Source organism: Arthrobacter sp. AQ5-05, from assembly GCF_003287975.1.
Taxonomy (GTDB): domain Bacteria; phylum Actinomycetota; class Actinomycetes; order Actinomycetales; family Micrococcaceae; genus Paeniglutamicibacter.
This window is the reverse complement of record NZ_QMKQ01000011.1, coordinates 120,641-131,620: the sequence shown is the minus strand read 5'-3', so window position 1 is coordinate 131,620 and position 10,980 is coordinate 120,641. Positions and strand designations below refer to the sequence as shown.

Sequence of the window (10,980 nt, the reverse complement as noted above, 5' to 3'; positions counted from 1 at the left end):
GAACCCGGAAGCTAAGACCCACCGCGCCGATGGTACTGCACTCGGGAGGGTGTGGGAGAGTAGGTCACCGCCGGACAATCCGTCCCGGAACCCCTGAACATCATTGTTCAGGGGTTCCGATGTTTAACGCCCGAACCAGGCGGCGCCCGTTGCGGCCCCCGGCATCCGCCGGGGGCCGCACCCCGTTAACGCCCGACCCCGACCCCGGGCCGGCAACACACGCAACAATGGCCGCCGAGCCACCCGGCCAAAAAGTTACGCACAGCTTTTGTGGATAACTTTTGGTGTTCGCTGTGCGGGCTGTCCCCCAAGGTGAGCGAAACCCAGGCCATTGGCCCGGGAGCAGCGCATGACCCCCATTGGTTCCTGAGAAACCTTCCCCAAAGTGCTCCATGAATTGAATGGTCTCGATTGGCGGTTCCGCAAAACACATCCCGCGGCCTATTTCACCAGCGGAATAACCACGCGAAATTATGTCAAATTCTTGTTTCAGACGCGTAAAGTGAGTCCTTGAGACGTAGAACACGCTACGCGTCGCAGCCCGTTTCTTAGCCTCAGTGGATCCAGTGCCAGCAACTGGGTTGTGAGGTGGCAGATTCGCGGCGACGGCAGCTGCACGCGTATGGATGAATGGAATAGGACCACAATGAGCACCGATTCGTCACTTGCAACCAACGCCGGGGATCCGAAACTGAGCGAGAACCATCGCGACGAGAGCGTCAGGCCACAGGACGACTTGTATCGCCACGCCAACGGCGCTTGGCTCTCAAGTGCGCAGATCCCGGCCGACCAGGGCAGCTACGGCTCCTTCATGGCGCTGCGAGACGACTCTGAGGCAGCGGTCCGGGCCATCATTGAGGCAGCCGCGGAAAACCGCCAAGCGGCCGACGGCTCCGTCGATGGGCGCAAGGAACGCATCGCCAACCTTTACGCCAGCTTCATGGACGAAGAGCGCATCGAGGCGAGCGGAGTCGAACCGATCCGCGCCGACCTGTCCGCCATCTACGGCACCACCACCATTGCAGAACTTCTCGTGCTGAGCGGATCATTTTTCCGCCGAGGTGTTTCCGGGTTCATCCAGGCCGGGGCCAGTTCGGATGCGGGATCCCCGGAACGCAACCTGCTGACCCTGATCCAAGGCGGCCTGGGGCTGCCGGACGAGTCCTACTACCGCGAAGAGCAATTCGCGGAGCTCCTGGGCGAGTACCAGGAGCACCTGGGCCGGCTGCTGGCCCTGGGCGAGTTGACCGACACCGGGACGGCGGCGCAGGCCGTTGTCGCGTTGGAATCCGCGTTGGCCTCCCACCACTGGGACCGGGTCAAATGCCGCGACGCCCAGGCGCGCTACAACCTCATGACAGCCACCGAGCTGTTGGAGCACATCCCGTCCCTGGAGGGCTGGCTCGCAGGCGCAGGAATCGAGGAGAAGTACTTCGCCGAGGTCGACGTGTGGCAGCCAAGCTATCTCAAGGGCCTTGAACAGGTCCTTGGCAGCGAACCGCTCGCCTCCTGGCAGCACTGGCTGGCCGTGCAATTGATCCGTTCAAACGCACCGTACCTCTCCAGCGCATTCGTGAATGAAAACTTTTCCTTCTACTCCGCGAAGCTCGCCGGTGTTCAGGAACTGCGCGATCGCTGGAAGCGCGGGGTGGCGTTCACTGAAGGAGCTGTCGGCGAGGACATCGGCCAGCTCTACGTTGCCGAGCACTTCCCGCAGCGCAGCAAGGACGAGATGGACGCGCTGGTGGCCAACCTCATTGACGCCTACCGCCAGTCCATCGGCGAGCTTTCCTGGATGGGCCCGGAAACCAGGGACAAGGCACTGGAGAAGCTGTCGATGTTCCGTCCGAAGATCGGCTACCCGAACGAGTGGATCGACTACTCCGGCATTTCGACGGTGGACGACAACGTCATTTCCAATATCGCCGCGGCGAACGAATTCGAGTTCCTGCGTGAACTGAAGAAGATCGATGATGGTGTGGATCGAGAACTGTGGTTCATGTACCCGCAGACGGTGAACGCGTATTACCACCCGCTGCTGAACGAGATTGCGTTCCCTGCTGCCATCTTGCGCTCACCGTTCTTTGACGCCGACCGCGACGCCGCATCCAACTACGGGGCCATCGGTGCGGTCATCGGGCACGAAATCGGGCACGGCTTCGACGACCAGGGCTCCCAGTTCGACGGCACCGGCGAACTGAAGAACTGGTGGACCGACGAGGACCGGGAAGCCTTCGAAAAGCTCACCGGCAAGCTCGTTGACCAGTACGATGCGCTGGTGCCCCCGGAAGCCCCGGAGCACCATGTCAACGGCAAGCTGACGCTCGGGGAGAACATCGGTGACCTGGGCGGTCTTGGCATCGCCTACACGGCCTACAAGCTGGACCTGGCGGCCCGCGGGATGGATGCCGACGAGGTCATTGACGGGCTGAACGGGGATCAGCGGTTCTTCTACTCGTGGGCCGAATGCTGGCGCACGCTGTCACGTCCGGAGACCATGATCACCCGCATCACCACGGACCCGCACTCTCCTGGCGAGTTCCGCTGCAACCAGGTGCCCAAGAACATGGATGCGTTCCACCAGGCCTTCGGCACCAAGCCGGGAGACGGCATGTGGCTGGATCCGGAGGATCGCGTCAAGATCTGGTGACTGCCAATGCCGCCGCCGTCCGTTCCCGTCAGGGATGGGCGGCGGCGGCATGCTTGGGTCCGGCGGCTAGGGACGAGTGAAGTAGTCGCCGATGTCGTCGAGCAACGACGTGAACGCGGCCGGAACGGATCCGTGCATGCCCTTGGGGGTCTCGAGGTAGGTGGATCCCGGGACCGCCTCATGCAGCTTCCGTGCAGTGGAGCGGAAGTACTCCGCACTTTTGGCTCCCGCCATGAAACGCGTGTTTTGCGGGAGGATTGAGAATCCGCTCGCGGGTTGCGATTCCTCGAGGGCGGCCTTCAGCTCGCCCACCCCGCTGGGCAGCATGGTGCGGGCCAGCTTTCCGGCCTTGGTGCGGGAGGTCCCTGCCAGCAGCGCGGCAAGGATTGGTTCGGGAATCTTCCCCAGCGTGGGCGAAAACTTCATGCCACGTTGCATCCGTGCCAACGCTCGACTGTTTCTCCCCGCCGCGACATCGTCCGAGAATGCATTCAGCCATGTCGTGTCGATGGAGGCATCAAGATTGATGGCCGGGTCGTAGACCGCCAGACGCGCCGGCACCGGGCCCGTGCCCTTCGCTACGGGGTCCAGGAAGCTGCGCACTGCATTGAGCACCACGGCGCCGCCCAGGGAGTGCCCAAAGAGGTTTTGCGCCCCGGTGTGTTCGAGCATGAGTGCCACGTCGGCGATCTCGGTGTCCATGGAATAGTCCGCAGGCTGCTCGGTCGAGTTTCCGCGCCCGCGGCGGTCATATACATCCACCGTCCAGTCCTCGCCCAACCTGGCTCCGAGGGCCGCGGCAAACGGGCGATAGATCATTGCGGTCAAGAACGCTCCGCCGACAACAAGGATCCGGCGGTGCCCGGGAGCATGGGGATTGCCGTATGAATACAGGGCAAGTGAGCCACCGTCGGAGGTTCGCAGAATGTTTTCTTCCATGATTCCTCCATTCTATTCTGCGCGGGAAAATGGCATCGGGGTGTTGCTGAACACCTCTCAGCCCGCGCTCAGATTATTCGGACTAGAATTGGCTATTGTGACTGCCGAAAAGACTGCCCCAGTAGCCAACCCCGCCGAGACCAACGACCAGCGCCAGGTGCGCATGGATAAGCGTGCCGCTTTGTTGGCCCGCGGAGACGAAGCCTATCCAGTGGGCGTCGCGCGCACTCACTCGCTGCATGAAATCCGGGAACAATTCCCCGAGCTGGCGCCAGACACCGCCACGGGCGTGACCGTTGGCATCGTCGGACGCATCGTGTTCATGCGCAATACCGGCAAGCTGTGCTTCGCCACCTTGCAGGAAGGCGGGCCCGAGGGCACCGGCACCCGGCTCCAGGCCATGCTCTCGCTTGCCAACGTCGGCGAGGAAAAACTGGCGGATTGGAAGTCCCTGGTGGACCTGGGCGACCACGTGCTGATCACCGGTGAGGTCATTGCTTCCCGGCGTGGGGAGCTTTCGGTCATGGCCACCGACTGGAAGATGGCCTCCAAGGCACTGCGTCCCCTGCCTGTCCTGCACGCCGACCTCAACGAAGAGACCCGCGTGCGCCAGCGCTACGCGGATTTGATCGTGCGTGACGAAGCCCGGGAAATGGTCTACAAGCGTGCGGCGATCACCCGCTCGGTGCGCGACACCATGCACTCCCGCGGCTATGTCGAGGTTGAGACCCCAATGCTGCAGCTGGTCCACGGCGGCGCTTCCGCGCGCCCGTTCGAGACCCATCTGAATGCCTTTGACCAGCCCATGACCCTGCGAATTGCCCTCGAGCTATACCTCAAGCGCGCCGTCGTTGGCGGTATCGACCGCGTCTTCGAAATGGGTCGGATCTTCCGCAACGAAGGTGTGGACTCCACGCACTCCCCGGAGTTCACAATGCTCGAATGCTACGAAGCATACGCAGATCAGTTCGTGATGGCCGAGCGCATCCAGGAAATAATCCTCAATGCGGCCGACGCCGTGGGCGCCGGCCGCCAGCTTGAGACCCCCAAGGGAACCATCGACTTGGACGGGGAATGGGCATGGCTTGGGGTGTACCCGGGGCTCTCCAAGGGAGTGGGCCAGGAAATCACCCCCGAGACTTCTGCGGAAACACTGCGCGAAATTGCCCAGAAGCATGAAGTGAAAGTCGATCCAAAATGGGATGCTGAAAAGCTTGTCATTGAATTGTTTGGTGAAATCGTTGAACCGACTCTCATCAACCCGACTTTCGTCTACGATTACCCGCCGGCTGCCCAGCCACTGGCCCGCCCGCACCGCAGCAAGCCGGGCGTCATCGAGGCCTGGGACCTGATCATCGGCGGCATGGAGCGAGGCACTGCGTTCTCGGAGCTGATCGACCCGGTGATCCAGCGCGAGCGGTTGACCGAGCAGTCCCGCATGGCGGCGGATGGCGACGACGAGGCCATGCAGCTGGACGAAGACTTCCTGCGTGCGCTGGAGTATGGCGCTCCGCCAATGGGCGGTATCGGGCTGGGCATCGATCGCCTCGTCATGCTGTTTGTTGACACCGGGATCCGCGAAACCATTCTCTTTCCGCTGCTCAAGCCGGAGGCCTAAAATGCCGTATATCGAGGCACTTGTCCCGACCATTGTTGTTGCGCTGGTCTTTTGGTTTGCCATTCGTGCTGTATCCAACGTGGATCGCACGGAGCGCGCAGCAGAAGCCGAAGTCGAGGAACAAATTAAATTGGCGGCACAGGCCAAGGACAACGAAAGCCCGAAAGCTGATAATTAGCCTGTTATCTTCATTTCCACTTGCTGAATGGCGCTTACTTGTGTTTATGATATGAGTGCGAGCGTGGGCCAATACCGTTAATTGGTTCATGCGAATTCCCACCCCAGCAAGGAGACGGTAATGGCACGTCAGGTCCAAATAGCATTGATTGATGATATCGACGGTTCCGAGGCAGTAGAATCCATCGTATTCGGCATCGGCGGACAGCACTATGAAATTGACCTCAATGAGGAAAATGCAGAAGCTTTCCGTGAAGCCTTTAAGCCTTACATCAAGGTTGCGCGCACCTCGAAGCAGTTCACCCCGAAGGAAGCTCCGGCCATCCGCGCCTGGGCCAAGGAGAACAACGTCAAGGTCAACGCCCGCGGTCGTCTGCAGGCCGATGTAATCGCTGCCTACCATGCAGCCCAGGCGAAGAAGTCGCGCTCGAAGTCCAAGTAACACTTTCGGCACCTGATACTTCCGGCGGGCCCAGCGCCCCCGGCCGCTGTGGGGAATACGAATAAGCGTCGAGGGATCTGCTCCAGTGAAATGGAACCGGTTCCTCGACGTTGTTTTATCCAAAGTTGAACGCCGAGGGTGAACAATGTTATCCCTTGGGCGAACATGCAACACTTGCCCGAATTTGATGCGTAGCATCGAAATACGTGTTAGCTAGGAGTGTGCCGCATGTTTGAGAGATTTACCGACCGTGCCCGTCGCGTTGTCGTGCTTGCCCAAGAAGAGGCGCGCATGCTCAACCACAACTACATCGGAACCGAGCACGTATTGCTCGGCCTCATCCATGAAGGCGAGGGAGTAGCGGCCAAGGCCCTTGAGTCGCTGAACATCTCTCTCGGCGCCGTGCGTGAGCAGGTCCAAGAGATCATCGGACAGGGCCAGCAGGCTCCGTCCGGTCATATTCCCTTCACCCCCCGTGCCAAGAAGGTGCTTGAGCTCTCGTTGCGCGAGGCGCTCCAGCTGGGCCACAACTACATCGGCACCGAGCACATCCTGCTCGGCCTGATTCGCGAGGGCGAGGGCGTTGCCGCCCAGGTCCTGGTGAAGCTCGGCGCCGACCTGTCCCGGGTGCGCCAGCAGGTCATCCAGCTGCTCTCCGGTTACCAGGGCGGCAAGGAAACCGCAGGTGCCGGAGTCAGCTCCGGCGGCCAAACCGAAGGCACACCGGCAGGTTCGGCTGTGCTGGACCAGTTCGGCCGCAACCTCACCGCCGCGGCCCGCGAAGGCAAGCTCGACCCGGTCATCGGGCGCGAGTTCGAGATGGAACGCGTCATGCAGGTCCTCTCGCGACGAACCAAGAACAACCCTGTGCTCATCGGCGAGCCCGGCGTCGGCAAGACCGCGGTCGTCGAAGGGCTTGCCCAGGCGATCGTGCGCGGAGACGTCCCGGAAACCATCAAGGACAAGCAGCTCTACACCCTTGACCTCGGTTCCCTGGTTGCCGGTTCCCGCTACCGCGGTGACTTCGAGGAACGCCTGAAGAAGGTGCTCAAGGAAATCCGCACGCGTGGCGACATCATCCTCTTCATTGACGAGATCCACACGTTGGTCGGTGCCGGTGCCGCCGAAGGTGCCATCGATGCGGCCTCGATCCTCAAGCCGATGCTGGCCCGAGGTGAGCTGCAGACCATCGGCGCGACCACACTTGACGAGTACCGCAAGCACATCGAGAAGGACGCGGCCCTCGAGCGCCGCTTCCAGCCGATCCAGGTCAAGGAACCGTCGGTGGAGCACACCACGCAGATCCTGCGTGGGCTGCGCGACCGCTACGAGGCACACCACCGCGTTTCCATCACCGATGGGGCGCTCGTGGCCGCCGCCGAACTGGCGCACCGCTACATCTCCGACCGGTTCCTGCCGGACAAGGCCATCGACTTGATCGATGAGGCCGGGGCACGCCTGCGCATCCGCCGCATGACCGCGCCTCCGGCTCTCAAGGCCATGGACGAGGAAATCTCCACGGTCCGCCTGGAGAAGGAAGCCGCCATCGATGCGCAGGACTTCGAGGGTGCCGCGTCGCTGCGGGACAAGGAAGGCAAGCTCCAGGAAGCACGTGCGGAGAAGGAAAAGGCCTGGAAGAACGGTGAGCTCGACGAGATCGCCGAGGTCGATGCCGATCTGATCGCCGAGGTCCTGGCCAACTCCACGGGTATCCCGGTCATCAAGCTGACCGAGGAAGAATCCACGCGACTGCTGAACATGGAAGATGAGCTGCACAAGCGGGTCATCGGCCAGAACGAGGCAATCAAGGCGATTTCGCAGGCCATCCGCCGCACCCGTGCCGGGCTGAAGGACCCGAACCGCCCCGGCGGCTCGTTCATCTTCGCCGGCCCGACAGGCGTCGGCAAGACCGAACTGGCCAAGGCGCTGGCGGAATTCCTCTTCGGTGAGGAAGACGCGCTGATCACCCTGGACATGTCCGAGTACTCGGAGAAGCACACGGTCTCGCGTCTCTTCGGTGCACCTCCGGGCTACGTCGGCTACGAGGAAGGCGGGCAGCTGACCGAGAAGGTCCGTCGCCGTCCGTTCTCCGTGGTGCTCTTCGACGAGGTCGAAAAGGCCCACGCCGACCTGTTCAACTCGTTGCTGCAGATCCTGGAAGACGGCCGTTTGACCGACTCCCAGGGGCGCGTCGTGGACTTCAAGAACACGATCATCATCATGACCACCAACCTTGGCACCCGCGACATCTCCAAGGGCGTCATGACCGGCTTCCAGTCGTCCAGCGATACCAAGACCGGTTACAACCGCATGCAGGCCAAGGTCCAGGAAGAGCTGCGCCAGCACTTCCGTCCCGAGTTCCTGAACCGTGTTGACGACGTGGTGGTCTTCCCGCAGCTGACCCAGGACGAGATCGTGGAGATCGTGGATCTGTTCCTCGGACGCTTGCGCAAGCGCCTGGTGGACCGGAACATGACCATCGAGCTGTCCCAGGCCGCACGCGTCTTGCTGGCGACCCGCGGCTACGATCCGGCGATGGGCGCCCGGCCGCTGCGTCGGACCATGCAGCGCGACATCGAGGACCAGCTTTCGGAGAAGATCCTCTTTGGCGAGCTGGTCTCCGGACAGCACATCAAGGTCGATGTCGACGGCGAGGGAGACGAAGCGACGTTCACCTTCCACGGCGAGGGTGGGACCCCGCAGATCGAGGGCGAGCCGGCACCGGTCGCCATCGAGGGCTAAGCCCGAAGCATGCAACTGCGCCCCTGGGGTGGTATCCGCAAGGAAAGCCATCCCAGGGGCGTTTTGCATGCACCGGAACGGTTCGGGGCTGCCGCTACACAATTGAACCCGGGCCCCGGTGCCGGGCATAGGATACTTAGATGAATTCCTTTACCGTGAGGCGCGCCAAGACCAGCGATGTGAAGAGCATCCGAGACCTGGTCCGGCCGTTGGCCGAAAACCGCGTACTGCTGGAAAAAGAAGCGGTCGCCTACTACGAGAACCTGCAGGAATTCTTTGTTGCCGAAGACTCGGAGGGGAACGTCATCGGTTGCGGCGGGCTGCACGTGATGTGGGAAGACATTGCGGAGGTCCGAACCCTGGCCACGGACGCCGGATGGCGCGGCCACGGCGTGGGGCACAGCCTCCTGCAGAAACTGCTCGTCGAGGCCCGCGAACTGGGGGTGTCACGGGTGTTCTGCCTGACCTTCGAGGTCGACTTCTTCCTGCGCAACGGGTTCTCCGTGATGGCGGAGCAGTCCGCCGTCGACCCGGAGGTCTACTCCGAGCTCCTGCGCTCCACCGATGAGGGCGTGGCCGAGTTCCTGGACCTGGCCCGGGTCAAGCCAAACACGCTGGGCAACACCCGGATGATCACCCACTTCTAGTCCGCGGAACGGGCACGTGCTTTCCGGGTCAGTGCGGCAGCCCGATGCCTGCTGGGGACTGCTGGGCCAAGCCGTCGGCCAGCAGCGAATCCAGGGCGCGTTCGCGTTGCCCGGTGTCGGCCTCCAGCGCGTGCAGGCCGACCCACGCTTGGTGGATGGGCTCGGCCTCGCGTGCCGGGTTCAGCCGGCGGGCGTCCGGCCCCTCGAACGCAAGGTCGGGGACCCCGAGCAGCTCGGAGCGGTCCACCGGGCCGGCGGAGTGCCGCAGCACCGCCATCATTGCCCCGCGCACCTGCCGGTCCGTGCCGTGCCACGGCTGGCCCTTGGGCTTGTAGTGGGGTTCGGGGCGCCCGGCGGCAATCCAGGCGCAGCTCTCGATCACCGGGCAGTCCTCGCAGCGCGGGGAACGGGCCGTGCACACCAGGGCGCCGAGCTCCATCACCGCGATGTTCCAGCCGTTGGCCAGCGCCGTGCCGTCTGGATTCCCGGGGCCGGATTCGGGAAGCAGGCGTGCGGCCAGTGCGAGTTCGGCGGCGTTCTGGTTCTGCCCGGGCAACGCCCTGCCGCTGACCAGCCGGGCGTGGACCCGGCGGATGTTGGTGTCCACCACCACGGTGGGGACGTTGAAGGCGAAGCACGCGATGGCCGCGGCGGTGTAGGTGCCGATTCCGGGAAGGGCGAGCAGCTCCGCCTCGGTCCCCGGGACCCGGCCGCCATGCTCGTTGGCGATCACGGTGGCGGCGGCATGCAGGCGCAGGGCCCTGCGCGGGTACCCCAGACGGCCCCAGGCCTTGACGGCCTCGGCGACCGGTTCGGCGGCCAGCGCGGCCGGGGAGGGCCAGCGCTCCATCCAGGCTTCCCACACCGGGAGCACCCGAACCACCGGGGTCTGCTGCAGCATGAACTCCGAGACCATCACGGACCACGGCCCGGCAGACTCGCGGCGCCACGGCAGGTCGCGGGCGTGGGAGAGATACCAGTCGTTGATCTCACGGTGGATTCTCGGCAGGTCGGGGTGCGGCACGGTAAGGGGAATTCCTTTGGCTGGAAGGGGAATGCTGGCGATATCACTCTAGCTGGCGGCGTGGGAGTCGGGATCAAAACGATTGGTTTCGTAGCCTTGAGGCATGGCACAAAAGCAGGTCCGTTCCACCCGCCCCTCCGCACGGGTTTTTCGGCGTCGTCGGCTCGCGGTGCTCATCGCCACGCTGGTTCTCCTCGGGCTTTTGGCATGGGCCGGATTCGGCATGGCTTCCCTGCTGCGCCCCGCCGATCCGGGTGCCGCCCCGGCGGCAAGCCAGGAGGGAGGAAGTTCCCCGCAGGCATCGGTTGAACCCACCGAAGAGTCTTCCGCGGGCCCGGCGGTGTGCCCCGAGGGGGACGTGCTCGTCACGGCATCCACGGCCCAGGCCACCCACGGGCCGGCCGATAACCCGGTGCTGGTGATGACGATCAAGAACGCGGGGACAACCGAGTGCATGGTCAACGTGGGCACCAGCCAGCAGGAGTTCTCGGTGACGAGCGGCTCGGACCGGATCTTCTCCACCTCGGACTGCGTGCAGGACCCGATGGACACCGAAATCACCATCAAGCCAGGCTCCAGCGAGACCGCCCGCTTCACCTGGACCCGGGTGCGCAGCGCTCCGGGCTGCAAGATCGTGAGCGCCAAGCCGCGGCCGGGCTGGTACGGATTCACCGCGAAGCTGGGGGACCTGGGCAGCGAGACCGCGAAGTTCGAACTGAAGTAGCGCGCCGGCCGGCCGGC

9 protein-coding genes and 1 rRNA gene are annotated in these 10,980 nt (G+C 63.5%); 8 read left to right on the top strand and 2 right to left on the bottom strand.

The annotated features are described in order from the left end of the window. Together rrf and DQ353_RS11630 are read left to right on the top strand one after the other, a co-directional pair. Positions 1-76, top strand: a 5S ribosomal RNA gene (rrf, locus tag DQ353_RS22740); the annotation flags it as partial. A gap of 570 nt (positions 77-646) precedes the next feature. Next, the gene (locus DQ353_RS11630; RefSeq protein ID WP_113762910.1) at positions 647-2,650 is read left to right on the top strand and encodes a M13 family metallopeptidase; all 2,004 of its coding nucleotides are present in this window, start codon (positions 647-649) and stop codon (positions 2,648-2,650) included. Positions 2,651-2,716: 66 nt separating this feature from the next. Here DQ353_RS11630 and DQ353_RS11625 read toward each other — a convergent pair whose 3' ends face one another. Beyond that, positions 2,717-3,589 carry an alpha/beta fold hydrolase gene (locus DQ353_RS11625; protein WP_113762909.1) on the bottom strand — a complete coding sequence of 291 codons (873 nt, stop codon included), beginning with the start codon at positions 3,587-3,589 and terminating at the stop codon, positions 2,717-2,719. A gap of 94 nt (positions 3,590-3,683) precedes the next feature. On the opposite strand from DQ353_RS11625, the gene lysS reads away from it, so the two are divergent. The 5 genes from lysS to DQ353_RS11605 all read left to right on the top strand — a co-directional run bounded on the left by lysS (position 3,684) and on the right by DQ353_RS11605 (position 9,215). Next, positions 3,684-5,207, top strand: coding sequence for a lysine--tRNA ligase (gene lysS, locus DQ353_RS11620; RefSeq protein WP_502696396.1), 1,524 nt, complete (start codon positions 3,684-3,686; stop codon positions 5,205-5,207). Between the two features lies 1 nt (position 5,208). Continuing rightward, complete coding sequence (locus DQ353_RS21665) at positions 5,209-5,385, top strand: hypothetical protein (protein ID WP_181578351.1); 177 nt, start codon at positions 5,209-5,211, stop codon at positions 5,383-5,385. A 120-nt stretch (positions 5,386-5,505) separates the two neighbouring features. Further along, a complete protein-coding gene (locus tag DQ353_RS11615) occupies positions 5,506-5,826 on the top strand; it encodes a histone-like nucleoid-structuring protein Lsr2 (protein ID WP_071214548.1) in 321 nt (106 codons plus the stop codon). Positions 5,827-6,054: 228 nt separating this feature from the next. Continuing rightward, positions 6,055-8,568 carry an ATP-dependent Clp protease ATP-binding subunit gene (locus DQ353_RS11610; protein WP_113762907.1) on the top strand — a complete coding sequence of 838 codons (2,514 nt, stop codon included), beginning with the start codon at positions 6,055-6,057 and terminating at the stop codon, positions 8,566-8,568. A gap of 140 nt (positions 8,569-8,708) precedes the next feature. After that, positions 8,709-9,215: an amino-acid N-acetyltransferase gene (locus DQ353_RS11605; RefSeq protein ID WP_113762906.1), complete on the top strand. Its 507-nt coding sequence runs from the start codon at positions 8,709-8,711 to the stop codon at positions 9,213-9,215. 28 nt (positions 9,216-9,243) lie between these two features. Here DQ353_RS11605 and DQ353_RS11600 read toward each other — a convergent pair whose 3' ends face one another. Continuing rightward, entirely contained in the window at positions 9,244-10,239 is a 996-nt protein-coding gene (locus tag DQ353_RS11600) for an iron-sulfur binding domain-containing protein (RefSeq protein ID WP_181578350.1), read from the bottom strand. A gap of 103 nt (positions 10,240-10,342) precedes the next feature. On the opposite strand from DQ353_RS11600, the gene DQ353_RS11595 reads away from it, so the two are divergent. Beyond that, positions 10,343-10,963 (top strand): hypothetical protein, encoded by a 621-nt coding sequence (locus tag DQ353_RS11595; RefSeq protein ID WP_113762905.1) that lies wholly within the window; start codon positions 10,343-10,345, stop codon positions 10,961-10,963. Positions 10,964-10,980 lie beyond the last annotated feature (17 nt).